The sequence below is a fragment of the Brevibacillus sp. AG162 genome (assembly GCF_006715575.1).
In the GTDB taxonomy this organism is placed as follows: domain Bacteria; phylum Bacillota; class Bacilli; order Brevibacillales; family Brevibacillaceae; genus Brevibacillus; species Brevibacillus brevis.
In genome coordinates this window covers 158,930-183,679 of the sequence record NZ_VFNO01000012.1, presented here as the reverse complement: position 1 = coordinate 183,679, position 24,750 = coordinate 158,930, and the positions used below count along the sequence as shown (strand labels likewise).

The window sequence follows — 24,750 nt, the reverse complement described above, 5'->3', positions numbered from 1 at the left end:
AAGCGCGGTAACGCGTGGAGCTGACGAATACTAATCGGTCGAGGACTTATCCACACACTCTTAGCAATCATGCGTATTCAGTTTTGAAGGAATAAGACGAAAAGCTGTATTCCCGATTACTTGTAAAAAGTAATGGAGAATGCAGCTTTTTTGTATTTCCGCCAGCACCTACAAATCTGATTCAAAAAAATACGTGCTCTAATAAAAGGAGCGTGTGCACAGCCGAGATCGGCGAGTGTGGTCATTATTGTGATTCCGGTCGATTATGCTATGCTGAATGACATACAGCTTTTTCAAATGAAAGAGGGATCAATATGCTTATTCTTGCAGTGGAGGATGAAAAAGCGCTGCTTCAGACAATTGCAGGAGTCCTGACCGATGAGGGATATCAGGTGGATACGGCAGAGCGCGGAGATGACGGCTTGTTATTGGCGGAACGCGGCATCTACGATTTGTTGGTCCTGGACATTATGATGCCAGGAATGGATGGCCTTTCACTGGTGAGAACGTTGCGTGCAAAAGGTATAATAACGCCAGTTTTGTTTTTAACGGCAAAAGATAGCGTAGAGTCGAGAGTCGAGGGATTGGATGCCGGAGCAGACGATTATTTGGTCAAACCTTTTGCGGCTGAAGAACTGACGGCGAGAGTGAGAGCCCTTTTGCGCCGACAAGGGAAACAGAATACAGAAGGCGAGCTGGCGTACGGTCCGCTATCGCTGAAGATAAATGAATATGACGGGTTTGTTGATGATGAGCCGATGAAGCTAACGACGAAGGAGTACGAGCTGCTTAAGTACTTCCTGCAAAATCGGGAGCAAATATTGACGCGCCAACAAATTTTTGACCGCGTATGGGGAATTGATTCAGAAGCGAATTATGGAGTGGTCGATTTGTATGTCCACTACCTGCGCAAGAAGCTGGGTGCTTACGAAGGCTTCATCCGAACGATCCGCAATGTGGGCTACATTTTGAAAAAGGAAGACAAATGATGTTTCGAAAAACGAGGATTCGGCTCGTAACGTTGAACGTAGTAGTGGTGCTTCTCTTGTTGAACGGACTGGGGAGTGCAGTCTACTACACCATGAAGTACCGTCTCTATTCGCAGGTGGACCGAGAAATGACCAAAGTCAGTCAAAGGCTGGCAGTAGATTCTTTGCCCCGTCTCCATCGAATTGAAGACGACCCTTTTCCATACAACCGTCAGGAGAGGAAAAAGTTTAACGATCTGGATCGCCGATATGTTTTGCTCGTCTGGGATAGCTTTGGTCGTGTCATTGGGACCGCATTTGGTGACCGGCTGGAGCCACAGGAATATGTAGAATTCCAGCATAATGGAAAAGCAGACGGAATCGAAACGAAAACGGTGAATGGACAAGTCTACCGCGTGCAGACAGTTACTGTTCCGAAAAAGGTCGTTGTAGGCAATCGGATACAGACCGCGTACCAGTTTCAACTGATTTACAATCTGGCACCTGAGCAAAACATGCTGGACAGCTTGCTGTACGTTGTCATAATCGGCGACATTATCAGTATTGTCATTGCGATCGTGGCTGGGTGGTTTTTGGCGAGAAGAGCACTAATTCCGATCCAAGTCTCGTGGGAAAAACAACAGCAGTTTATTGCCGATGCTTCCCATGAGCTGAGGACGCCGCTCACTGCCATCATGGTCAATCTGGAAAGGCTTTTCAGACACCCGGATCATACGATTGAGCAAGAAAGCGAAAAAATCATGATTGGGATGCAGGAGGCCAAACGCTTGAGCAAGCTCGTCTCCGATTTGCTCACACTGGCTCGCAGTGATTCTAACGAGCTGCAGATCATGAATCAGACACTGCGCTTAGACGAAGTAGCGATCAAATGCACCCAGGTGTTTGCACAACTTGCCATCGCACGGGAAATTCGTCTCGAAACAGACATCCAGCAACCCATTGAGATGGTGGGGGACCAAGAACGTCTGCATCAGCTCATGGTTATCTTGCTGGACAATGCCTTGAAGTACACGAACAAGGACGGCCGGATTTATGTCGCTTGTAAAAAGGAAGGCAGTCGCGTTTCGATTCTCGTAAAAGACAGTGGGATCGGGATTTCCAAAGACGATATTCCGTATTTGTTTGATCGCTTCTTTCGAGTGGATAAAATGCGCTCTCGAGCGACAGAAGGGACAGGCTTGGGGCTTTCCATTGCCAAATGGATCGTCGATGCGCACCACGGAAAAATTCAGGTCAGCAGTGAGGTAGGTATCGGAACGAGTTTTTTGGTTACACTTCCAATAAAGCCTTAAACAGATGGAAAGAACCGTTTTCCCGGCGTAGGGAATCGGTTTTTTTTCAAATAGTGGAGCAATTCCATTTAACATACTTTTATGTTTCAAATATCTCTAAATCGAGGTAAACTATAAGCAGAGAGGAGTGGCGTACTCATGAAAATGACGATCACTAAAGCAGCGGTAGCATGGTTTCGGGAAGAATGGGGATGCAAAGAAGGAGACAGCATTCGTTTTTTTGTCCGGTATGGGGGCGTTAGTACGGTTCAGGATTCATTTTCGATGGGGATTGCCAAAGAGTTGCCGAATGAAATCGGGATTTCGACAGTAGAGGATGGCATCACATTTTATATGGAAAAAGATGAGTTGTGGTATATGAATGGAAGAGGGTTGATTGTCGATTATCGGCCGGAGACTGACGAAGTAGAATTTAAGCTGGATTAAGCAAAGAAAATAATAGCGAGTAGATGAAGGGCTCCGGATATACGGGGCCTTTTTCCATGTGCGAAAAAACCAAAATACAATACTTTACAAACAAAAATGTATGTTATATTATGGGTACATAAATGGAAAAAGGAGGGGGTTACATGCGTTTACTTGATTCTTACTTGGAGCTTGGCATTACGGGAATGGCACGTGCAGCTGTAGCAGGATGGTTCGACGGTCACTATGGGGCAGCCTTATTAGCAGGGTACTTCATGGATCGTGAGCATGATCTCCCTGAACATGTAAAAGAGGGCATTGAGCGGACATGCGAGTCCTTCCGCAAGCAAAAACCTGAATGGTTTGTTCCACTAGATCAAGACGAGCAAGCTGACCTCTCCTTGTTACAGCACGTCATCGATGGCCTCCAGCAAAATGTGAAGCAGCTTCGAACATCAGGGCATGGACTAGCACTAGGTGTGTTGGCATTAAAAGCACTGCGCGAACGCCCTGATATGATCACTCCGACTGTGGTGGATGGCCTGGTCAGGATTCTCCAAGCGACGACAGAAGACAGGAAAGACCGTTATTGGGGCATCGAGAATTATCATGGCATGACGATTGACGATGTCAAAGACGAAGTTGCGCCTTATGATTCAACCGCAGAGATGGCAGAGAGAGCGTTTGACGAGCTACATTTGGTTATACCGCCGCGTGATATTAACGGGGTACGCTATCATTTGGCGAGCGAGGTCGTTCATAACATCACACATGCTCATGCGTTAACAGATCTGGAGCGATTCGGTTATGAGAATATTGTGAAGCCTGGTATCGTAAATCATCGTCTTCAAATCTATTTAAATCGCCATGTTCCTCCGTTTACTTTGGAGGATGAGGTGAAGGAGCCAGCATTCGAGGAAATCTTTTCACCGCTGTACTGGGAAAGAACATACAGCGATCCACATGCATTGAAGCTTCCGTATGCTGCACTGGATTTGCTAAAGCGGTTTCCGCCAGAGAAGAGAGCTCATGCCGAGCGTAATTTGTGCAAGCTTTTGACGATTACGGATTAATACAATCATCATATAAATAAAAAGAACAGGGAGGCCAATAGGCACTCTCTGTTCTTTTTTCACTTCGATTGAGTGTCGACTACCAGGTAGGAATGACAGTCGTAGTAGACTCCCGATTCGCATAGTAGCTTTTATGCTCGATCAGGGCATTGCGAATGGCAGACTCATTGATGTCGAAACCGATTCCTGGAGTTGTCGGTACAGCCAGCATGCCAGGTGCTGCAAAATCGATGACAGGTGTCACGATATCTTCCGCAAAGTAGCGATGGGAAGGGGATGTGTCGCCTGCAATCGTGAAGTTGCTAAGCGAAGCCATCGCGATGTTGTGCGCGCGGCCAATCCCTGCCTCCAGCATTCCACCGCACCAAACAGGTACGCCGCGTTTCTCACACAGGTCATGAATCTTCTTGGCATCGGTCAGACCGCCTACGCGACCGATCTTGATGTTGATAATCCGGCAACTGCCGAGCTCGAGTGCTTTGCGGGCATCTTCCACCGTATGGATACTTTCGTCGAGGCAGATCGGCGTTTTCAGCTCCCTTTGCAAGGTCGCATGGTCGATAATGTCGTCATGGGCCAATGGCTGTTCAATCATGATCAAACCGAAGCCATCCAAAGCCTTCAGCATCTCCATGTCTGCCAGTGTATACGCAGAGTTTGCATCCGCCATCAGCGGAACGTCTGGTCCAAATGTGTTACGGATCGCACGCATTGGCTCGACATCAAAGCCCGGTTTGATTTTCACTTTGATCTTTTTGTAGCCGTCACGGATGAAGCCCTCTACGCGTTGCAGCAGTTTTTCGATGGTCGGCTCGATTCCGATACTCACACCGACGTCAATCGTCGTACGAGTTCCGCCCAATGCTTGGGAGAGGGAGAGGCCGTTCATTTTGGCGTGCAAATCCCAGACGGCACCCTCTAAAGCGGCTTTGGCCATGTGGTTGCGGCGCATCCAGGAGAAGAGGCGGGATACGTCATCAGGATGCTCGATCTCCCGTGAAAACAGCTGCGGGATCAAATACTTTTCGAGCATGTACCAGACCGTATCGACATCTTCCTCGTTGTAGACTGGGACGTCCATCGCGACGCTTTCGCCGAAGCCGACATGGGCACCGCTGTATGCACGGACCAGAATGCATTCCTTGTGGGTTTCGACTCCCATGCTCGTCTCAAAAGGGGAATTCAACGGAATTTTGATTCGTTGCAGGTCCACGCGTTCGATTTTCATGTTCATCTCTCCTCAACCGTTCATATGGATTGTCGCTCAAACGTTTTCAGTACCGTTCTTGCCAAAATCTCGATGCCGTCTAGCAGTGCTTCTTTTTCAAAAGTCATCTGCGGGTGATGAAGTCCTGGTGTCAGGCCACAGCCTAAACCTAGCATGGTCGCGCGAAGCTGTGGACGTTCTTTGGTGTAGTAGTGGAAGTCTTCCGCGCCTGGTGTCTGGATCGGCGGTTCGAGTTTTTCTGCCCCCAAGGCTTGGGTAATGGCATCCGCCATGATCAGTCTCGCTTCTTCATTCACTTCCGCTGCATAGACACGTTCGGTGATCTCGTACGACAGCTCAACTTCATAGAGACGGGAAACGTGCTGCAAAATGTGCTCGACACGGGCAAATAGGGCGTGAATGACTTCATTCGTCTGTGCCCGCAGATCCAAGTGGAACTGCGCTGAGCCCGGAATGATATTGCTGCTTTTGCTGCCGGCTGCAAGCTGCGTCATTTTGACCGAATAAGGGACGAGCGGATCGAGGTGAATGCCTTTTAACTGCTCAACAATCGCTGCGGCTACCTCGATAGCGTTGACTCCGAGATGAGGCCGTGCGCCATGAGCATCGGCACCCTTGATTTGCCCGAATATCGTACCAGCGGCCCCATGCAGGATCGCAGAAGCAGCTGTACCGCGCGGAATTTCTTGAATAGGACGAAGGTGTACGCCGTACAGAAAATCAACATCGTCCACTACTTTCTTGTTCACCATCGCAAGTGCGCCATTTCCGCTTTCTTCCGCTGGTTGGAAAATGAGCTTCAGGCGCCCAGGGAGCTGGACGTCCATTGCTTGCAGTACCATGAGGACGCCTAATGCCATGGTCATATGCGCATCGTGTCCGCAGGAATGGTTAGCGGTAAAGACGCCGTTCACTTCTTGCCAGAGTGCGTCCATGTCTGCTCGTACGCCTACAGTCAATTTTCCTGGCGTCAGATCGCCCCATTCGCCAACAACTCCCGTCACGTCGTCAAAGGTAGTGACGCGGCAATGGTATTTATTCAAGAAGTCAGCAATGAATGAGGTGGTTTGGATTTCCTCCCAGCTTATCTCTGGATGCTGGTGTAAATGCTCGTATAGAGAAAAAATGGCGGGCTGCAATTGTTTGATCGTTGTGCGCATGGTTCCTCCATCGGTTTAGTTCGTCAATTGTCGATAAGTGAAGCGAAGGCTACGCCAATCCATTTGTTACGAAACGCCGATTGTCACTGCTACAATGAGCGCGATCGAGGCGATCACGGCCCAGCCAGCCAGCAGCTTCCAAATGAATTTGACCCATTTCTCATACGGAATGCCTGCAACAGCCAGATAGCCCATCAACGCAGAAGAAGTCGGGATAATCGAGTTGGTAACAGCATCACCGTATTGGAAGGCAAGAACCGCTATCTGACGTTGGATGCCGAGCAAATCCGCAATCGGCACCATGATCGGCATGGTTGTCGCTGCCTGTCCACTACCGGAAGAAATGAAGAGATTGAGAAAGGCTTGAATCACAAACATGGCGATGACGTTTACGGCATCTGGCAAATGACCAATCGCCGAAGTCAGACCGTTAATCATCGTGTCGATAATTTTTCCGTCTTCCAAGACGACTGTGATCGCGCGGGCAAAACCGACGATCAGCGCGCCAAACGTAACGGCTCTCGCACCAGCGACGAAGGAATCGAACAGCGTATTGACCGACAAACCTCCGACGAGACCAGCAACCAGGCCCATGATCAGGAAGGAAGCAGTAAGCTCTGTCAGGAACCATTCGTACTTGAATACACCGTATACGTTGAAGGCGAGACCACAGACCATTACCAGGAACACGAGCTTGTGGCGTGCATTCAAATCTGGGATGTCTACTGTTGCCTGTTCTTGACTAGCGTGATTCTCTACGCCATAAAGCACACTCTTGGTCGGGTCTGCTTTGACACGATACGCATAGCGCATGACGTACCAGATGGCAAAAGCGAGCACGAAGACATACACAACAGCACGGAAGGTAAGTCCAGAGAAGAGTGGTAATTGCGCGAGCGACTGCGCCACCCCAACCGTAAATGGATTGATCATCCCGCCCATGAAGCCGGCTGCCGCCCCCATGGTGATCATGGCTGTACCAGTTACGGCATCAAAGCCCATTGCACGAGCCAGCGCAATACCGATCGGTACGAAGATGATGCTTTCTTCTGCCATTCCCATCGTGAAGCCACCGATGGAGAAAAGGAACATGGAAGCAGGAATGAGCAGCTTTTCCCGACCCTCCAAGTGTCGAACCCCTTTATTGATCCCGGCTTCAATCGCTCCGGTCTGGCGGATGATTCCGAAAACACCGCTTACAATAAAGATGTAGAAAATGATTTGCGCGCCTTTTTGCATCCCTTCTGGAATCGCTTTGAACATGTCAAAGAACGAGACTGGATCACTTTCTACAGGATGGTAGCTGCCGTTGACGACGATGGTTTTGCCTGAGGCAGCGTCCTTGACGCGTTCGAACTCACCTGCCGGGAGTACGTAGGAAGCCAGGGCTGCCAAAATGATGATGATAAAGAGGATGGCATACGTATGCGGCACAGAAAAACGTTTCTTTGCAGGTTTCAATGGATGTGTAGACATGAGGTCACCTCGCTTTTTTTTGCTTATGACAAGCAAGGGTCGTGCCAAGTGTCGAAATTTCCCGAATATAAGCGTTTTCAGTGGATTTTCATAGGCAAGGTAAGGGAATAAAATGAGCTTTAGGAATGTTTATTAGGTTTTATGCAGCCTAATACAACCTATTATTCATTGGGCGGAAGCTAAATCCGCCCGTGTCTTCGCAACAATTCGATACCCGCGGGGGTGATGGAGGTTCCTTGTCGGGTTGTGCCTGAACGCACGAATCCTTGCTGCTCTAGCAGTTTCAGCTTGTGGCGCAGTGCGCTCTCCGTCCAGCCTACGGATTGTAGTTTAGGGGAGTGAGCCAATTGATAACGCCCGACTGGTTTGTTGGATACGTAATAATGATGCAAGCAATACAAAATATCCAGGTCGCGGTTGTCGTCCAATTTGGGGATAGAAGCCGTCTGCTGCTTTTGAAATAGGCTATCGGTCAAACGTTTGGGAAGATCCTGAATGCCGATGACGGGATGCTCGCTTACCGTAATGGCGTAGTCGACGACATTTTTCAGTTCGCGAATGTTCCCCCGCCAGTCATGGCGATAGAATAGCTCCATGACTTCTGGCGACCATGTTTTGCGAATGCCTTGCTGCTCCAGATGCTCATCGATAAGAAGGGGAATATCACTGATTCGCTCGCGCAAAGCGGGAATCTGGATCGGCAGGACAGCCAAGCGATAGAACAGATCCTCGCGAAAGCTTCCTTGGGAAACAGCGTCTTCCAAATCGCGATTGGTAGCAGCGATGATGCGGCAATCCACAGAGAGAATGCCTGTTCCGCCTACACGGATGACCTGCTTTTCTTGCAACACGCGAAGCAGCTTGACCTGAATGGCTCCAGAGATGTCCCCTACCTCATCGAGGAAAATTGTCCCACCGTCCGCTTGCTCAAACAGGCCGGGCTTTCCGCCTTTTCGCGCTCCTGTAAAGGCACCGTCTTCGTAGCCGAACAGCTCGCTCTCCAGCAGGTTTTCCGGCAAGGAGGCACAGTTAATTGCGACAAAGGGGCCGTTTTTGCGTAGCGAGTGCTGATGAATGGCATGGGCGAACAGCTCTTTTCCCGTTCCGTTTTCGCCTGTCAGCAGGATCGTTTGATTGTTTTTTGCCATCTTTTTGCCGAGCTCGATGACTTGGAGCAGCGGTTGGCTTTGTCCTTTGATATCGGAAAAGGAGTAGGTCGCTGTATGACCGCGCAACGTAAGCGTGGTTCGCAAGCGCTGGATTTCGGTCACGTCTTTTAGCGTACAAACGAAGCCTAAATGCTCATGCCTGCGGCGGATGCTTTGACTGCTGACGATAAATTGCTTGTGATCAATGGTTACCAGGGCATCCTCCTGATCTTCCTGCTCAAAAAAGGGCTGCAGCAAGCTGTACTCCTTCAACACCGTGTACGGTTGTCCAACAATAGAGGATGCCTGTGGACAAAACAGTTCAACGGCGACGTCGTTAATAAACGTGATCAAACCTTGTTCGTTGCAGGCGATCACAGGGTCTTTGACTGCCTGAAAGGTAGATTGCAGCTGGCTGTTCAGCTTCTGTACTTCTGCATAGGAGGTGCCGAGCATTTTGGCGAGCTCAGACATTTCCAAGATAAAGGCAGACAAATACTCGCGCTCCCATTCACTGGGCACGCCTACTTTGCGACCGATATCAATCAAGTCATGAATGTTGATTTTGCGAAATCCGAGATCGATAACCTCTACGTGAGGAGGCAACGGTACGTCAGCGATGCTCATAATGATCGCGTATTGAAATTCAAGATCATCAAATGTACAGCCAGGATGAAAAGGGATGTAATTGATATGATCAACGTTCGCCTCTATTAAATTCTGAATGACCTCTTGTGCAGTCACAGGCGAATTATTCATGACAGGTACGGTCGTCCCCGGAGGAATCTGCATCAGCGCTTTCATTTTTCGCAACTCGAAAAAACGGTTTAAAACTGTGATGGGTACGGAATCAGCGACAGCTTGACGGGCCACTGTGTACAGCTCCGGGGATTTGGTTGTGATAAAGACATGATCGACTCCGCTCAAATCGGGAATGTGCTCATGGCTGGCATAGCCGATGACTTTGCAATACGGTTCGAAATAAGCCCGCAGTTCTTTTAGCAAAAATTCGAGAGTGTCCGTTCCTTTTGCAATCAAGACAATGGTGTGGTCCATGCTGCACCGCCTTTGCTCAAACAATCGTGAATGTTTTGTAATCTCATGATAGCACAATGCCTGGCTGTCATTGGATGGATTCGCTTGTATTGAGAGGAAAGACAAGGATTGATTTGCGGGCGGGGAGATATGGTTTAATAGAAGATAGAAAAGCAATAACAGGAGCAGGAGGAATCAGCATGGAGGACAGATTGGTTCCAGAGGTGCTGCAAATGATTGGGGAAGTCGTGCCAGACGGGGTATCGATTGCAATCTCGGACGGCTCACAATACTTGTACTATCAGCCGAGTTCCAATATTGATTTGAAAATTGCGCCAGGGGATCTCGTTCCTATTGGCTCGGCTACACATCAAGCGCTCATGGAAATGGGAAAAGTGGGGCATCAGGTGGAGAGTCGTATTTTTGGCGTGCCGTACTACGGACTCTCGCTTCCATTAGTCCGAAATGGTCAGGTCATGGGCTGTATTACCGCCATCTATCCACCTCAAAGCGTTCCGCTCACCAATCCGGAGCCGCGCCTATCGTTTTTGGTCGGAAAAGGGGAGGACGGCTGGCTGCCTATTCCATTAACGGAGATCGTCTATATCAGCTCTCATGAAGGCAAAACGCTTCTGCATACGGCTAGTGGATCATATATGAACAAATACAACATGGCGGAACTGGAGTACATACTTCCACAAGAGCGATTTGTGCGCTGTCATCGGTCGTATTTCGTCAATATGGAATCGATCGGCTTTATTCACCCGCATTTTCATTCGACGTTTTTATTGGAGATGAAGGACAAGCAAAAGACGAGAGTTCCTGTGAGTCAGTCGTACGCCAGCTCGTTTCGGCAATTACTCGGCTTCTGAAATATCTGATAAATGAGAATGGTTCGCTGTCGTTTTTTCTTGATCGCCGCGTAAATATTCTGTTTTGTTGAAAATTGAGTGCCCGCTCAGAATTCGTGTGCTAGTGTAAAGGCAACAAAGATGGCATGGGAGGTCACAATGATGTGGGAGCGCTTACGCGATAAACGACTGGCAGATAAAATCGTGACAGCTGAGGTAGCAGCAGGATGGATTGAGGATGGCATGACGATCGGGTTAAGTGGTTTCACGCGTGCTGGTGATGCCAAGGTCGTGCCGCTCGCATTGGCTGAGCTGGCGAAAAAAGAGAACAAGCCTTTTGGCGTAAACGTATATACAGGAGCTTCACTCGGCTCCGATGTAGATGCCGTGATGGCGGAAGCGGGGATCATCAACAAGCGATTGCCTTTTCAAGCAGATCCGGTCATGCGCAAAAAAATCAACGATGGCAGCATGATGTTCGTTGATCAGCATCTGTCGCATACAGCAGAAGCCATACGTCAGGGAGCGATAGACCCGATCGATTACGCAATTGTGGAAGCGGTTGCAATTACAGAAGAGGGCATGATCATTCCGGCTACGTCCGTGGGGAACTCCAATATTTTTGTGGAAAATGCCAAGCATGTCATCATTGAGCTGAACATGGCTCAATCGGTGGAGTTGGAAGGCATTCATGATATTTATACACCAGCGAAACAGGGAGAGCGTGAACCGATTCCGCTCACGTCCGTGGATCAGCGAATGGGCACAGCAGGGATTCCCGTCGACCCGGATAAAGTAAAAGGGATTGTCCTGACGAATCAGTTGGATTCTCCCTCGACGATTGTGGAGCCGGACGAAGAAACGGCGCAGATTGCGGCACATCTGATCGAGTTTTTGCGTCAGGAGGTAAAAGAGGGACGCTTGCCGAACAATCTCGCGCCATTGCAATCGGGAATCGGTTCGGTAGCGAATGCGGTTTTCAACGGGTTTTTGGATTCGGAGTTCACGGATCTGACTGTCTTCTCGGAAGTGTTGCAGGATGCGGTGTTTGATTTGCTTGATGCAGGTAAAATTTCGTTTGCCTCAGGCTGTTCGATTACGCTGACGGCTGACAAGATGAAGCATGTCACCGAAAATTTCGCTCAATACCGTGACAAGCTGCTATTGCGTCCGCAAGAAATCACGAATCATCCGGAACTGATTCGCCGCCTTGGTCTGATTGCGATCAATACCGCGATTGAAGCGGACATCTATGGCAACGTCAACTCGACCAATGTATCGGGTACGCGAATGATGAACGGCATCGGCGGCTCTGGTGATTTTGCTCGCAACGCACGTCTGGGCATCTTCGTAACCAAGTCGATTGCCAAAGGCGGAAATATTTCGAGCATCGTTCCGTTTGCCTCCCATGTGGATCATACCGAGCACGATGTAGATATTATCGTGACTGAGCAAGGCTTGGCTGATCTGAGAGGCTTGGCTCCGCGTCAAAGAGCCATCAAAATTATCGAGAATTGTGCGCATCCGATGTACCGCGATCAATTGATGGCGTACTACGAGGAAGCACTCACACGCGGCGGGCACACCCCGCATGTACTGGAAAAGGCATTCTCGTGGCACGTACGTTACGCGCAGGAAGGCACGATGCTGGAGAAAAAGCCAGCGTTGGTTTAGGCGATGGAATGATGAAAAAACAAACCCGCTCGGGCATGGAAGCCTTGGCGGGTTTTTCTCGTCTCCATTGCATTTCTGCAAGCAATCGCCGGAAGTAACGGACTTGTACCGGATCAGTGAGGGAGTACATGACCGAACAAAAAAGAGGCTCCGCCATATCAGGGCGAAGCCTCTTACTATTTTGTATAGAGAAAATGCTATTTTTGCCGTACATACTGCTCGTCCTTCATGAACAGACGCCAAAAATAAATAAAACCGGGCACGAGAATCGCAAAGCCGACCAAATAACAAATGAACAGAGCGTGGAACGTATCCGGATGTGTAAAGCTGGACTCAATCGTCACGTGGGGATAGACGATGTAGGGGAGTCGTGCCGCACCGTACGCATAGCTGGCGAGCAGGTATTGCGTTGTGGCGACAATGACCGCGATTCGCGGAAGATGGATGCCGAAATATCGACGGTCTTGGGGCAGCAAGAGAGCGATATAGCTAATGAAAAAGCAAACCGCCGATGCAATAAGCCACGGCAAATAGTCGAGAATGCGGTCGTACAACCACATAGCTTCCATTTGCATCGTGAGCACGGTAACCAATGCCGCCAGCAACGTAATCGGACCCAGAATCACCGCATCCCGGCGGTAGATGGCGAAGGCTTGCTTTTCACCTGCGACGTAGGAGTAGTCTGCGAGAAGCAGCGAAGAGAGGAAGAGCGTGCTGCTGACGGCAAGACCAATGTATGAATAGACGTGTGGGCTAGTCAAAAACAGTCCCCAATCGAGATACTCCACGCCATTGATCATCCGAGACAACCCGCCTTGCGTCACAGGAAGCACGCTGATTAACAGAGCTGGCACCAATATCCCGGTAACGCCGGAGACGATGCTGAGCATCTTGTCATACTTGTAAATCAAATGCGAGAAGACCATAAACGTACTGCGAATCAGCATCAATAAAACGACCAGACATCCGGGAACCAGCAGCAGACTCCCCAGTGTGTAGGTCGCGCCAGGGAAAAAGGTAACGAGCGCGACAACAATTAACACGATAAAGACATTCACGACCTCCCAGGAGGGCGAGAGGTAGCGATTGGCGATTTGGGTGGCCTTGGTTTTTTCCCGATTCAAATAGATCATCGACCAAAAACCTGCACCGAAGTCAAAGGAGGCCGCGACGGAATAGATGACGACGAAAATCCAGAGTAGCGTAATGGCAATAATCGTGTCGGTCATGCCGTTCCTCCGTCCACTTTCGGCTGTTCAGGCGGATCGAGCTCCAAAGGGTGGCGGCCAAAATAGCTGCGGAATACGAGCAGGGTGACGATCGCGAAAAATAGGTACACCGAGAGGAAAATCCAGAACAGGGTAGAGATGCCTGCTGCTTGGGTAGCGGCATCTACTGTTTTCATCACACGATAAACCACCCATGGCTGGCGTCCTGTGCAGGCAAAAATCCAGCCGAATTCGATGCCTAGCAAGGCGAGCGGTCCACTCGCGACAAATACCCAGAGCACCCAACGGGGAAACTGAGAGCGTTTTAGGAGCTTCTTCCAAGCGAAGCCGATGAAACCAACGAAGATTAACAAGCTGCCGATAATGACCATTCCGTTAAACAGTGTATGGACGTAGAGTGGAGGCCACAGCTCCTGTGGAAAGTCGTCCAGACCGACCACGACCTCGTCAAAGCGATTGGCTGCAAGGAAGCTGAGCGCCCATGGAATCTCGATCGCGTATTTGACTTCTTTCGTCTCGGGATCGGTAAAGCCGCCAATCGCGAGCGGGGCGTATGCTTGTGTTTCAAACAGTCCTTCCGCAGCTGCCAGCTTTTCCGGCTGGTATTTATGCAAAAGCTGTGCAGATTCATGACCGTTCAAAGCGGTTAAAAGGGAAAAGGTGCCACCTACGATCAAGCCGGCCAAGAGTGCTTTTTGATGATACAAATAAACGCGGCTGCCTTTTTCGGCGCGCAGCATTTTCCACGCTGCCACTCCAGCGACGATGAATGCCCCCGTCATATAAGCAGAAACAGTTACATGACCTGCCGTCACGATAAAGCTGGGATTGAAAAAAGCTTTCCACGGGTCCACGTCGACAATCTGCCCATCGACCATCCGGAAGCCAGTGGGCGTGCCTTCAAAGGCGTGGACATTCGTAATCAGGATCGCAGAGGCTGTCGCACCAAGCAAAACCATGAACAAACTCAACAAACGCATGTTGCGGGATAGGCGGTGAGCCGCGTAGACGTAGATGGACATAAATAAGGCTTCCACGAAGAAAGCGAATATTTCGATCTGAAAAGGAAGCGAGATCACCTTGCCGACAATCTCCATGAACCCTGGCCATAACAGGGAGAGCTGGACCCCAGCAATCGTTCCAGAGGGGATCGCGACACCGAGCAAGATCGCCTGGGCCTTTGTCCAGCGTTTGGCCATAATCTCGTAATCGCGGTCACGCGTCCGCCAAAAGAGGAGCTCCACCAGCAAGATCATGAGCGGGAGACCCACGCCCAAGGTCGCAAAAATAATGTGAAAGGCCATAGTTGTCCCGAATATGGCTCGAGTCATCACGATATCTTCCACGTTCAACTTCCTTTCTGATCGGCACCAAAAATTGTTAACGATTTCCTCGTTAATGTCCCATGAGTAGGCGGAGTTTATACGAAAAAGACCGTCACAAAAATGTGACGGTCGGGCTTGATAATAGGATAAGGGCGTTTGGAAGAGTAGATTATTTACGATAGAGCGGATAATCAACCTCAGTTGGTACTTGAATCAACACCAGTCGGAGCGGAGCATTCGTTGATGCTTGGTAGATGGCTGTGCTGTTTTCCTTGGAGGAGAGAACGACAAAGTCACCTTTGGTTGCCGGGGTGTGGTTCTCGCTGATCGTTGTTTTCTCTGCAACGCTTCCGTTCCCTTCCACGATGACGACTGCATGAGCATAACCAGCCGGGAGTTCTTTTGCATACGACTTTCCAGCGGGAATCGTGATGTCACTCATCAAGGAATCTGTGACCAACTGAATCGGCGCAGACGATCCGATGATGTGTTTTACTTGCACACCATCAGCATCCTCAGACGGAAACTCCTCATGATCATACTGATGGTAAGTCGGGGGTTGCTTCGTCGTTTGTGCGAGATGCGGTTCAAACCAGATTTGAAACATTTCCGTATCCTTGCCAAGCTCTTCTGCATGGTACGCGCCTGAACCCGTTTGCATGATCTGTGCGCCGCCTGTCGACACCTCTTGAAGATTTCCGAGCGTGTCCCGATGTCCGACTGTCCCTGTGAGGACGTACGACAAAATTTCAAAGCCGGAGTGAGGGTGCAGCGGAATTTCAAATGTCTTCAGTGATTTTGCCCATGCCCAGTAAAAAAGTGGTCCTACCCGTTTGACAACGGAGCCTTCATGAGGGAAGCCAATTGGTTTATTCTCTACGATTTCACCGTCGCCAAAATGTCCTTTTGCTTGCTCGTTCTGTGTGTAGACGCGGATTTCCATCACTGATGTTTCCTCCCTTAATACGATTGCTGGCTTACGGGTTGTGAGGAGTCACCATTAAAACAAAACGTATGCGCCTGGACCGATCAACGCCACACCAATAACAACTGCGATTAACGTCAGGTTGTATTCGAATCCGTTTTGTGTGACCCAATATCCATTTTGACCGTGTACCTTCAGAATGGCAACCAGCATTGTGAAAGCGAGCAAAATAGCACTTGGCCAGATACCTACGCCTGCTGCAAACATGAGACCGCCAACGAGCTCAGACAATCCAGCCACAAAGGCCATCGCTACGCCAGGTTTCACTCCGATAGACTCCAGCCAGCCGCCGGTTCCTTTCAAACCATAACCGCCAAACCAGCCAAACAGTTTCTGCGCACCATGACCTGCAAACGTCAAACCGATGACCAAACGAATCAACAATAATCCAGTATCCAACACTTTTCATCTCTCCTTAATTGTTTTTAATTAGTGTATCTTTAATTTAAGATATTGTCCAAAAAGGCTGGCGGGCCTTAGAAGGATTCCGCCAGTTTTGCTGCTTTTTCTACACCAGCTGCAACAAGCTCAGCTGCTTTGTCTTGGAATTGGTTGTGACCTTCTACAATCACTTCCGATACATTGCTGATGCCCCAGAAGCCGAGGAGCGTGCGAACGTATTTGTTTGCCATTTCGATTTCAGCCATAGGCCCTTCGGAATAAACGCCACCGCGTGCGCTCAACAGCGCTACTTTTTTGTCGCCCATCAGACCAACTGGACCTTCAGCTGTGTACTTGAATGTTTTGCCTGCTTGGGAGAGGTAATCCATATAGGAGTGCAGAACAGCAGGAACAGTGAAGTTCCACATAGGGAAAGCAAATACGATTTTGTCTGCTTCTGTAAACTGGTTCAGGTATTTGTTAACCAAGTCGGCACGTTTTTGCTCATCAGCAGACAGCTCGATGCCGTTTCCTGCTTTCCACATAGCAGTCAGCATGTCGTTCCCGTAATAAGGGAGGTTTTCAGCAAACAGATCCAGCTCAACGATTTCGTCGTTTGGATGTGTTTCTCTGTATGCTTTGGTGAAAGCTTCGTACAGCTTTACACTGGTAGCCTGCTCAACTGGGCGATCGTTTGCTTTGATAAAAAGTACTTTACTCATGAAAATCATATTCCCCTTCCGATTAGTAAGTCACTAACTTTTAATGTGTAAATCTTGATTTTAAGATTATTACGTATCAGATCTTTTGTCAACACTTTTTTGAAACGATTGTGGTGAAGAGCGGGGACTGCTCATCTAATAAGTAGCCTGAGCAGTGCGTCCCAGCTTTTTTAGCAGCTCGATTGCTTGACGCTGTTCTTCTAGTGTGAGACCTTCCATCGCTTTCTCAATGGCACGTTGATGAGGGGGGAAGATTTCAGACAAAAATTGATGCCCTTTTTCCGTGAGTTCCGCAAAAATGACGCGGCGGTCTTCCGAACAGGGCTTGCGAATGAGCAGTTGCTTCTTCTCGAGTTTGTCCACAACGTATGTGATGTTTCCGCTGGAGATCAATATTTTTTCGCCAATTTGCTGCAATGGTTGAGGACCTTTATGAAATAATACCTCTAGTACCCCGAATTCAGTTGGATTAAGTCCATGCTCGCGAATGTGACGATTGGAGTGAGCGGTAACCCAGTTGTATGACCTCGATAAAACTACAAAAAGATCGAGGGGATCATTTCGCAGTGATTTGTCAGACATATGGACCCTCCTTTACATCGAAACTTGGATATCTTGAATTTAAGATAATCCTACATGATCATATTCAGATTTGTCAAATTGAGATAAAAAATAAAATGAAAACGCCTGTACAAACAGTTGTCTTAGTGATAAACTTTTGTTTGTAAACGAGCTGTGAAAGCGAAACAGAAGAAAGGAGGATGACCGTGGAAAAAGACATGCAGATCCTTCATCATATCCGGCAAAATCCTTTTATCACGCAACAAGAGCTGGCTGATCTGATTGGCATCTCACGTTCAGCGGTAGCTGGCTACATCGCACAGTTGACCAAACGCGGGGAAATCAAAGGACGGGCTTATGTACTTCGTGATGAAGGAATGATTGCTTGTATTGGTGGGGCCAACCTAGACCGCAAAGCACGTGGCAAGCAACAGGTGCGTCTACACTCATCCAATCCCGTAACGATTATGGAATCGTGTGGAGGGGTGGCACGGAATATCGCGGAGAACCTCGGTCGTCTTGGCTGCAATACGTCCCTCATCACCAGCATTGGTGAGGACAAGGAAGGCGAATGGCTCTTGCAGGAGACGAAAAAACACGGGGTGCACATCAGCCAAGTGTGGCGACTGCCTACACAGCGGACGGGAACGTATACGGCGCTTCTCGATATCGATGGCGAGATGGTTGTTTCCTTGGCGAACATGGATATTTACGATGCGCTTACACCGGAGATGTTCGCGGAAAAATGGTCGCACATTGCAGCAGCCCACGTGGTTTTCATCGATACAAACATTCCGGCGGACTGCTTGGCCTACATCATCGAACGATGCCGGGAAGAAAACATCCTGCTCTTCGTTGACCCGGTCTCTTCCATTAAAGCAAAGAAGCTCCCACAGCAATTGGACGGAGTAGAAGCGATTTTGCCGAATCGCGAAGAAGCCGAGCTGATGGCTGGCATAAAGATCACGACGATCGAAGAATGCGCCGAGGCTTGCCGCAAGATCAGGGAACGAGGCGTCAAGCACGTCATCGTGACCTTGGGTGAAGAAGGCATTTACTATCAATCCGAGGACGTCGAGGAGCATATGTCTCCGTATCCAACGCAAGTAGTAGATGTAACAGGTGCAGGAGATGCGTTCGCGTCGGGACTCTTGTATGGCATTGTAAACGGAGAGTCTTTCCAGAGAGCGTGCCGCCTTGGATTGGCAGCATCCGCTCTGACATTGCAAACAGAGCAGTCCGTATCTCCTCTATTAAAAGCAGAACAATTGGAACTGGCCGTAGAACAATTCGAAAAGGAGCGATAAGAGATGAAACAATATTTGACCTTTACTGAGGAAGTACGCCACGCACTGGAGAACAACCTGCCGGTAGTTGCGCTGGAGACGACGATTATTTCGCACGGTATGCCATACCCGCAAAACATTGAAATGGCAAAAGAAGTAGAGCAAATCATTCGCGACAACGGTGCTGTACCAGCTACGATCGGGATCATGGACGGCAAAATCAAAATCGGCTTGACTGACAGCGAGCTGGAAGAGTTTGCGACGAACAAAAATGTAGCAAAAGTAAGCCGTCGCGACTTTGCTTACATTTTGGCTAGCGGTAAAATCGGTGCGACTACAGTAGCCGCTACCATGATCGCAGCTGAGATGGCTGGCATCCACATGTTTGCAACTGGCGGTATCGGCGGGGTACACCGTGAAGGCGAAATCACTTGGGACGTATCTGCTGACCTGACTGAGCTGGCGCAAACAGATGTCGCTGTAGTATGCGCAGGCGCGAAATCGATCCTCGATATCGGCCGCACACTCGAATATTTGGAAACACAAGGTGTACCAGTTGTAGGCTACCGCACGGATGAATTCCCATCCTTCTTCGCTCGCGAAAGCGGATTTGGCGTAGACATGCGCATCGATACACCAGAAGAAGTCGGTAAGATGATGAACACCAAATGGGATCTCGGCCTCAAAGGCGGTATGATTATCGCGAACCCAGTACCAGAATCAGATGCACTCAACCACCAGGAAATCGAGGCTGTGATCCAGAAAGCACTCGCAGAAGCAAAAGAAAACAACATTGCAGGGAAACAGGTAACGCCATTCATGCTCGATAAAGTGAAAAAGCTGACAGAAGGTAAGAGCTTGGCAACGAACATCGCGCTAGTGAAGCACAATGCTGAAGTAGCTGCAAAAATCGCGGTGGCTTATCAGAAAGAAGCGAATCAAGGTAAATAAGAGAGAGCGAAGATCGACTAATTGCTTTTCTGAACAACAAAATAGTCAAAGAAAAACGAGCCTCTAGAATCGCTTCTAAGGCTCGTTTCGTTTATTTTACTCACTCCCACCAATGTTGCATTCCACGGATTCCAACATCCCACAGCTTAGCGTTTCCGGAAACGATAATGGTAATTTCGTTTACCTCGTTAAAAGGCATCTCCTTTAAAGCTTCTGCCCCTTGATAGGATTGTTCGTTTAACTGAGATATTTCTTGTCCATCTACGATGATTTTGGCTTCACCCTTAGCGTCTCCATTGTCGGGAATGCCGAAATAGAAAGAAAGCCAGACATTTTCTTTGTTCCCCAGAATATAGTTGTAAGTTTTGGTGGATTCACCTTCACTGCTATACACGTTCATTTTCGGCTCTATTCGCTCACCTGCTACGGTGAAGCTTGGGAGGTTCTCAGTCATTGGTGTCGTTCCTGTCATTTCTTTCATAACCGTTAATGACTGAATAGGGCCTTCTCTTTTTTTGAGGATTTCAGAGACCACCATGATTCCCATTATAAGTACAACAATAGTTAGAGCTGAAGCCATGAGCTTTTTATAAGAAATGTTTGAAGAAAATCCAACTCGATAGGCAACATAGCCAATCGCTGCACCTAATGTATTGGATATCACATCATTTACATCAAAGCTACCAAGATAGGTTAAAGCCTGAAAAGTTTCTAGAACGAGAATCGCTAAGACAAACAAGGATATGAACTTCCCAAATCGTACACGATACAACAGGGGAAACAGTATTCCAAAAGGGATAAAAGCAGCAATGTTTCCAAAATCAACAATCCATGAATAATTTAGTTCTGGAAATTTAAGTGGTACTCCTTCTGGAACAAGGATAAAGGTGTATCCATCTACACTAGTTGCACCGTCGAGCCTGTTAAACGCAAAGAACATAAAAAATAAAATTAAAATCGTATAGCATATGGTGCCAACTAAAATGACTTTCCGTGATTTCGTTTCCATCATTTAATCTCCTTAAAGCTATTTGTTTCTGAATGATCTTACTCTGAACTAATACGTAAGTAATTAGCTGTTAGTCACATCCTTCTTTTAACGGTGTAAAGCTGGGGGATGACATTGCCGTTAAGATCTCCCTGTGTTTTCAGCACTTAAAAGCCCATTTAGAAAAAAATTGAAAAAAGTACTTGATATACCCTGAGGGGGTATTGTATAGTAAAGGTGTGATCAGGAAACAACGTAAGGGAAACGATACGATAAAATATACCCCTATAGGGTATTTGGAGGGATTAGAATGAGTACCAAAACAGCAGAGGCAACAGTCGCAATCTCAGGGATGACTTGCGCAGCTTGTGCACTGCGCATCGAAAAGGGCTTGGGAAAAATGGAGGGAGTGGAAACCGCCAACGTCAATCTGGCTTTGGAAAAATCCACAGTCGTCTTCGATCCAACGAAAACGAACATCGACGACATCCGCTCCAAAATTGAATCGCTCGGCTATGGAGTCATTACTGACAAGGTGGAGCTAAACATCTCGGGAATGACATGTGCGGCCTGCTCCACACGGATCGAGAAAGGCTTGAACAAAACAGCCGGGGTTCTGAAGGCAAACGTGAACTTGGCGATGGAAACAGCCACTGTCGAGTACGATTCATCGCAGGTAAGTGTGACGGACATTATTCAAAAGGTAGAAAAGCTCGGGTATCAGGCGACTCGCAAGGAAGAAGGAAAAGAAGAAGAAAAAGTAGATCGTCGCCAGGAAGAAATTAAACGTCAGACCCGCAAGTTCTGGATTTCCGCGATTCTGTCGCTCCCGCTGCTTTGGTCGATGGTGAGCCACTTTTCCTTCACCTCGTTTATCTGGCTGCCTGAAATCTTGATGAATCCGTGGGTACAGCTCGCATTAGCAACACCCGTACAATTCATCATCGGAGCACAGTTTTACGTGGGAGCTTTCAAAGCCCTTCGCAACAAGAGTGCCAACATGGATGTGCTGGTTGCTCTCGGTACCTCGGCCGCTTATTTCTACAGCCTGTGGGTAGCGATCGACTCCATCGGTGCTCATGGCGGCCACATGCTAGAGCTGTACTTTGAGACCAGTGCGGTACTGATCACCTTGATCGTGTTGGGTAAACTGTTTGAGATGAAGGCGAAAGGACGCTCTTCGGAAGCGATCCGCAAGCTGATGGGCTTGCAAGCAAAAACAGCAGTAGTCGTACGGGATGGCGTCGAAATGACCATTCCTGTAGAAGAAGTGAGACTGGGCGACGTCGTTCACGTGAAGCCGGGCGATAAAGTACCTGTCGATGGCATCGTCATGGAAGGACAGTCCGCTGTTGATGAGTCCATGCTGACTGGTGAAAGCATTCCGGTGGATAAAGCCGCAGGCGATACCGTCATCGGGGCCACTTTGAACAAAAACGGCTTCTTGAAGGTTCAAGCAACCAAAGTCGGAAAAGAAACGGCTCTGGCGCAAATCATTAAAGTAGTGGAAGAAGCACAAGGAACAAAAGCACCAATTCAACGCGTAGCTGACAGTATCTCTGGGATTTTTGTCCCAATCGTCGTAGGGATTGCTATTCTTACCTTCTTGATCTGGTACTTCTTCGTTATACCTGGCAACTTCGGTGAGGCTTTGGAAAAAGCAATTGCTGTACTCGTAATCGCTTGCCCGTGCGCCCTCGGTTTGGCTACACCGACCTCGATCATGGCGGGTTCTGGACGCGCAGCTGAGCTGGGCATCCTGTTCAAAGGCGGGGAGCATCTGGAGACGGCTCACCACCTGGATACGATCGTCCTCGATAAAACAGGGACTGTAACCAAAGGCGAGCCAGAACTGACAGACGTCATTGCCATTGATATCGAAGAGCAAGAGCTGCTCTCTTTGGTCGGTGCCGCTGAGAAAAACTCCGAGCACCCATTGGCTCAAGCCATCGTTAGAGGAATTGCAGATAAAGGAATCACCCTGTCCGATACTGGTTCATTTGAAGCCATTCCTGGTTTCGGTATCCGGGCAACCGTCTCTGGCAAAGAAGTACTCGTCGGTACCCGCCGCTTGCTGGAAAAACATCAAATTTCGTACCAAGCAGTATCTGATACCATGCTGGAACTGGAGCGCTCTGGTAAAACAGCGATGCTCGCAGTCGTCGAAGGCAAGCTCGCTGGCTTGATTGCCGTAGCGGATACGATCAAACCAACCTCCAAGCAAGCTGTTCAGCGCATGAAAGCAATGGGATTGACTGTGATCATGATGACCGGTGACAACCGTCAAACTGCCGAGGCCATTGCCCGTGAAGCAGGAATCGATCACGTCATCGCAGAAGTCCTGCCCGAAGGCAAAGCCGCAGAAGTGAAAAAACTGCAAGAACAAGGCAAAAAAGTCGCGATGGTCGGCGATGGTATCAACGATGCTCCTGCACTCGCTACCGCTGACGTCGGAATGGCAATCGGTACAGGTACAGATGTGGCGATGGAAGCAGCCGATATTACCCTGATGCGCGGCGAACTGACCAGTGTCGCAGACGCCATCGAGATGAGCAAACTCACCATCCGCAACATCAAGCAAAACCTGTTCTGGGCATTGGCCTACAACACCTTGGGCATCCCGATTGCCGCAATCGGCTTCCTCGCTCCATGGCTTGCCGGTGCCGCAATGGCCTTCAGCTCCGTATCCGTTGTACTCAACGCACTGAGACTGCAACGAGTAAAGCTGTAACAACAGTAACAAGCGGCTTTGTCCGCCTTACCTATACAATTATCATTTAAGGAGAGATTGATCATGACAAATATCACATTGAACGTAGAAGGCATGTCTTGCAACAAATGCGTAGCGCGCATCGAGAACACATTGAAAGAACTGGGTGCTGAAGGCAAAGTGAACCTGGCTGAAAAAAAGGTTGAGGTTTCCTACAACGAGAGCGACTTGACTCTCGATGCAGTAAAAGAAGCAATCGAAGACCAAGGCTACGACGTCGTATAATCATCGTGTCTTTGAAAAGCAAAGCTCCTGCCTGATTCAATGAGGCGGGAGCTTTTTGCTTTCGTGGTAGGAAGTGGCTGTAGTGGAGGGGAAGAAGCCCATTTCCAGTCTACGCTTCGGCCTACGCCCCGCAAGGGGTTAGACTGTCCGCTCCGAAATGAATGTCGGGAGCGCTTCAAAAGTAGAGTTTCGAAGATGTATTCGCAGAGGTTGAAGCTGAAAACCCCCGCCATTCATTTCTCCGCTTGGTTGGGCTCCAGAAGCGCTAGGACTGGAAATGTTCTTCTTCCCACGCTGCTTTTTTCTTCATCTTGAAAACAGCATTCAAGCGGTCTTTAAAAAGCATGTAGACTCCCAACAGCTCGTAGAGGAAACAGGAGAAATAAGCGAAGATCTTTGGACGCGGTTTCTCTTTTTTTCACGGAGCCGGGCATCCCATGCTCCCGTGCAGGGGTTCCAAGAATCTGAGCGTTTTCTCCTGTTTCCTCCCCACCACAACAGCGAGTATAACGCACTAATCTTTCAATCGAATAAGCAACGAACAGCTAATCCAATCCGACTCATAAAGAAAAACAGAATCGAGTTAAAACTGTGCTAAACGAACGTTCACAATAACTGGAAGCGAGCGTATAATTCAAATCACAATCACCATTCAAATAAGAAACAACACATACGGCCTAGTTCCGAGATTCTCGGAAGCGGGGGAACCAATCTTTTGGGGTTAATCCTGAGTGATCAGGAGGGATGAGAAAATGTCTTCTCTGCCATCCTACCCGTCAGCTAACCTCGTCGGCCAAAGCAGGGAAGGTCATGGATGGATAAAGTCTAGGCATATAATACGCAATAAGGAGATTCCTTGCGGGCGTGTGATAGGCCGATGCAGGCTTTTTCTTTAGGACCTTTGTTCTGGAGAAGAATCATGTATCGGCCTATTTTTTATGGAAATACCGACGAGCAGCTTACGCGATACAGACGAAGGGAATGGTGTGGATCGCT

At 48.7% G+C, this 24,750-nt stretch carries 21 protein-coding genes and 1 riboswitch; of the genes, 10 read left to right on the top strand and 11 right to left on the bottom strand.

Going from position 1 to position 24,750, the window contains the following annotated elements:
• Window positions 1–314: 314 nt before the first annotated feature.
• The 4 genes from FB479_RS26780 to FB479_RS26765 all read left to right on the top strand — a co-directional run bounded on the left by FB479_RS26780 (window position 315) and on the right by FB479_RS26765 (window position 3,759).
• Window positions 315–989 carry a response regulator transcription factor gene (locus FB479_RS26780; RefSeq protein WP_106652568.1) on the top strand — a complete coding sequence of 225 codons (675 nt, stop codon included), beginning with the start codon at window positions 315–317 and terminating at the stop codon, window positions 987–989.
• The gene (locus FB479_RS26775) at window positions 986–2,281 is read left to right on the top strand and encodes a sensor histidine kinase (protein ID WP_142067292.1); all 1,296 of its coding nucleotides are present in this window, start codon (window positions 986–988) and stop codon (window positions 2,279–2,281) included. The genes FB479_RS26780 and FB479_RS26775 overlap by 4 nt, the downstream gene beginning before the upstream one ends.
• A gap of 138 nt (window positions 2,282–2,419) precedes the next feature.
• Window positions 2,420–2,707, top strand: coding sequence for a HesB/YadR/YfhF family protein (locus FB479_RS26770; protein ID WP_142067291.1), 288 nt, complete (start codon window positions 2,420–2,422; stop codon window positions 2,705–2,707).
• Window positions 2,708–2,850: 143 nt separating this feature from the next.
• The gene (locus FB479_RS26765; RefSeq protein ID WP_142067290.1) at window positions 2,851–3,759 is read left to right on the top strand and encodes a hypothetical protein; all 909 of its coding nucleotides are present in this window, start codon (window positions 2,851–2,853) and stop codon (window positions 3,757–3,759) included.
• A 79-nt stretch (window positions 3,760–3,838) separates the two neighbouring features.
• On the opposite strand, the gene menC is transcribed toward FB479_RS26765, so the two are convergent.
• The 4 genes from menC to FB479_RS26745 all read right to left on the bottom strand — a co-directional run bounded on the left by menC (window position 3,839) and on the right by FB479_RS26745 (window position 9,827).
• On the bottom strand, window positions 3,839–4,987 hold the full coding sequence (gene menC, locus FB479_RS26760; protein WP_106652571.1) for an o-succinylbenzoate synthase: 1,149 nt from the start codon (window positions 4,985–4,987) through the stop codon (window positions 3,839–3,841).
• Window positions 4,988–5,007: 20 nt separating this feature from the next.
• Complete coding sequence (locus FB479_RS26755) at window positions 5,008–6,147, bottom strand: M20 peptidase aminoacylase family protein (RefSeq protein ID WP_142067289.1); 1,140 nt, start codon at window positions 6,145–6,147, stop codon at window positions 5,008–5,010.
• Between the two features lie 66 nt (window positions 6,148–6,213).
• Window positions 6,214–7,623 (bottom strand): YfcC family protein, encoded by a 1,410-nt coding sequence (locus tag FB479_RS26750; RefSeq protein WP_106652573.1) that lies wholly within the window; start codon window positions 7,621–7,623, stop codon window positions 6,214–6,216.
• A 179-nt stretch (window positions 7,624–7,802) separates the two neighbouring features.
• Entirely contained in the window at window positions 7,803–9,827 is a 2,025-nt protein-coding gene (locus FB479_RS26745; protein ID WP_142067288.1) for a sigma 54-interacting transcriptional regulator, read from the bottom strand.
• A 179-nt stretch (window positions 9,828–10,006) separates the two neighbouring features.
• Here FB479_RS26745 and FB479_RS26740 point away from each other — a divergent pair, with 179 nt between their 5' ends.
• Together FB479_RS26740 and FB479_RS26735 are read left to right on the top strand one after the other, a co-directional pair.
• On the top strand, window positions 10,007–10,678 hold the full coding sequence (locus FB479_RS26740; RefSeq protein ID WP_106652575.1) for a LytTR family DNA-binding domain-containing protein: 672 nt from the start codon (window positions 10,007–10,009) through the stop codon (window positions 10,676–10,678).
• Window positions 10,679–10,819: 141 nt separating this feature from the next.
• Window positions 10,820–12,331: a succinyl-CoA:acetate CoA-transferase ScpC gene (locus FB479_RS26735; protein WP_142067301.1), complete on the top strand. Its 1,512-nt coding sequence runs from the start codon at window positions 10,820–10,822 to the stop codon at window positions 12,329–12,331.
• 197 nt (window positions 12,332–12,528) lie between these two features.
• On the opposite strand, the gene FB479_RS26730 is transcribed toward FB479_RS26735, so the two are convergent.
• From FB479_RS26730 to FB479_RS26705, 6 genes are all read right to left on the bottom strand, one after another.
• Entirely contained in the window at window positions 12,529–13,560 is a 1,032-nt protein-coding gene (locus tag FB479_RS26730) for a cytochrome d ubiquinol oxidase subunit II (protein WP_142067287.1), read from the bottom strand.
• Window positions 13,557–14,891, bottom strand: coding sequence for a cytochrome ubiquinol oxidase subunit I (locus FB479_RS26725; RefSeq protein ID WP_142067300.1), 1,335 nt, complete (start codon window positions 14,889–14,891; stop codon window positions 13,557–13,559). The genes FB479_RS26730 and FB479_RS26725 overlap by 4 nt, the downstream gene beginning before the upstream one ends.
• Before the next feature lie 163 nt (window positions 14,892–15,054).
• Window positions 15,055–15,828, bottom strand: coding sequence for a pirin family protein (locus FB479_RS26720; protein ID WP_142067299.1), 774 nt, complete (start codon window positions 15,826–15,828; stop codon window positions 15,055–15,057).
• Window positions 15,829–15,885: 57 nt separating this feature from the next.
• The gene (locus FB479_RS26715) at window positions 15,886–16,272 is read right to left on the bottom strand and encodes a DoxX family protein (protein WP_106652579.1); all 387 of its coding nucleotides are present in this window, start codon (window positions 16,270–16,272) and stop codon (window positions 15,886–15,888) included.
• Between the two features lie 74 nt (window positions 16,273–16,346).
• Window positions 16,347–16,973, bottom strand: coding sequence for an FMN-dependent NADH-azoreductase (locus FB479_RS26710; RefSeq protein ID WP_106652580.1), 627 nt, complete (start codon window positions 16,971–16,973; stop codon window positions 16,347–16,349).
• Between the two features lie 135 nt (window positions 16,974–17,108).
• The gene (locus FB479_RS26705) at window positions 17,109–17,555 is read right to left on the bottom strand and encodes a MarR family winged helix-turn-helix transcriptional regulator (RefSeq protein WP_142067286.1); all 447 of its coding nucleotides are present in this window, start codon (window positions 17,553–17,555) and stop codon (window positions 17,109–17,111) included.
• Window positions 17,556–17,740: 185 nt separating this feature from the next.
• Between FB479_RS26705 and FB479_RS26700 the strand changes: the two genes are divergently transcribed.
• Window positions 17,741–18,841: a carbohydrate kinase gene (locus FB479_RS26700; RefSeq protein ID WP_142067285.1), complete on the top strand. Its 1,101-nt coding sequence runs from the start codon at window positions 17,741–17,743 to the stop codon at window positions 18,839–18,841.
• Between the two features lie 3 nt (window positions 18,842–18,844).
• Complete coding sequence (locus FB479_RS26695) at window positions 18,845–19,771, top strand: pseudouridine-5'-phosphate glycosidase (protein WP_017247167.1); 927 nt, start codon at window positions 18,845–18,847, stop codon at window positions 19,769–19,771.
• Window positions 19,772–19,871: 100 nt separating this feature from the next.
• Here the strand turns inward: FB479_RS26695 and FB479_RS26690 are convergent, their stop codons facing one another.
• Complete coding sequence (locus FB479_RS26690) at window positions 19,872–20,783, bottom strand: VanZ family protein (protein WP_255438703.1); 912 nt, start codon at window positions 20,781–20,783, stop codon at window positions 19,872–19,874.
• Between the two features lie 286 nt (window positions 20,784–21,069).
• On the opposite strand from FB479_RS26690, the gene FB479_RS26685 reads away from it, so the two are divergent.
• Window positions 21,070–23,490: a heavy metal translocating P-type ATPase gene (locus FB479_RS26685; protein ID WP_142067284.1), complete on the top strand. Its 2,421-nt coding sequence runs from the start codon at window positions 21,070–21,072 to the stop codon at window positions 23,488–23,490.
• A 63-nt stretch (window positions 23,491–23,553) separates the two neighbouring features.
• Window positions 23,554–23,754 (top strand): copper ion binding protein, encoded by a 201-nt coding sequence (locus FB479_RS26680; RefSeq protein WP_106652585.1) that lies wholly within the window; start codon window positions 23,554–23,556, stop codon window positions 23,752–23,754.
• Window positions 23,755–24,418: 664 nt separating this feature from the next.
• Window positions 24,419–24,565: riboswitch (cyclic di-AMP (ydaO/yuaA leader) on the top strand.
• Window positions 24,566–24,750: the final 185 nt, after the last annotated feature.

Excerpts from the sequence above, each read along its gene's own strand:
- FB479_RS26780 (WP_106652568.1), top strand. The coding sequence starts at position 315 with ATGCTTATTCTTGCAGTGGAGGATGAAAAAGCGCTGCTTCAGACAATT.
- FB479_RS26775 (WP_142067292.1), top strand. The coding sequence starts at position 986 with ATGATGTTTCGAAAAACGAGGATTCGGCTCGTAACGTTGAACGTAGTA.
- FB479_RS26770 (WP_142067291.1), top strand. The coding sequence starts at position 2,420 with ATGAAAATGACGATCACTAAAGCAGCGGTAGCATGGTTTCGGGAAGAA.
- FB479_RS26765 (WP_142067290.1), top strand. The coding sequence starts at position 2,851 with ATGCGTTTACTTGATTCTTACTTGGAGCTTGGCATTACGGGAATGGCA.
- menC (WP_106652571.1), bottom strand. The coding sequence starts at position 4,987 with ATGAAAATCGAACGCGTGGACCTGCAACGAATCAAAATTCCGTTGAAT.
- FB479_RS26755 (WP_142067289.1), bottom strand. The coding sequence starts at position 6,147 with ATGCGCACAACGATCAAACAATTGCAGCCCGCCATTTTTTCTCTATAC.
- FB479_RS26750 (WP_106652573.1), bottom strand. The coding sequence starts at position 7,623 with ATGTCTACACATCCATTGAAACCTGCAAAGAAACGTTTTTCTGTGCCG.
- FB479_RS26745 (WP_142067288.1), bottom strand. The coding sequence starts at position 9,827 with ATGGACCACACCATTGTCTTGATTGCAAAAGGAACGGACACTCTCGAA.
- FB479_RS26740 (WP_106652575.1), top strand. The coding sequence starts at position 10,007 with ATGGAGGACAGATTGGTTCCAGAGGTGCTGCAAATGATTGGGGAAGTC.
- FB479_RS26735 (WP_142067301.1), top strand. The coding sequence starts at position 10,820 with ATGTGGGAGCGCTTACGCGATAAACGACTGGCAGATAAAATCGTGACA.
- FB479_RS26730 (WP_142067287.1), bottom strand. The coding sequence starts at position 13,560 with ATGACCGACACGATTATTGCCATTACGCTACTCTGGATTTTCGTCGTC.
- FB479_RS26725 (WP_142067300.1), bottom strand. The coding sequence starts at position 14,891 with ATGACTCGAGCCATATTCGGGACAACTATGGCCTTTCACATTATTTTT.
- FB479_RS26720 (WP_142067299.1), bottom strand. The coding sequence starts at position 15,828 with ATGGAAATCCGCGTCTACACACAGAACGAGCAAGCAAAAGGACATTTT.
- FB479_RS26710 (WP_106652580.1), bottom strand. The coding sequence starts at position 16,973 with ATGAGTAAAGTACTTTTTATCAAAGCAAACGATCGCCCAGTTGAGCAG.
- FB479_RS26705 (WP_142067286.1), bottom strand. The coding sequence starts at position 17,555 with ATGTCTGACAAATCACTGCGAAATGATCCCCTCGATCTTTTTGTAGTT.
- FB479_RS26695 (WP_017247167.1), top strand. The coding sequence starts at position 18,845 with ATGAAACAATATTTGACCTTTACTGAGGAAGTACGCCACGCACTGGAG.
- FB479_RS26690 (WP_255438703.1), bottom strand. The coding sequence starts at position 20,783 with ATGATGGAAACGAAATCACGGAAAGTCATTTTAGTTGGCACCATATGC.
- FB479_RS26685 (WP_142067284.1), top strand. The coding sequence starts at position 21,070 with ATGAGTACCAAAACAGCAGAGGCAACAGTCGCAATCTCAGGGATGACT.
- FB479_RS26680 (WP_106652585.1), top strand. The coding sequence starts at position 23,554 with ATGACAAATATCACATTGAACGTAGAAGGCATGTCTTGCAACAAATGC.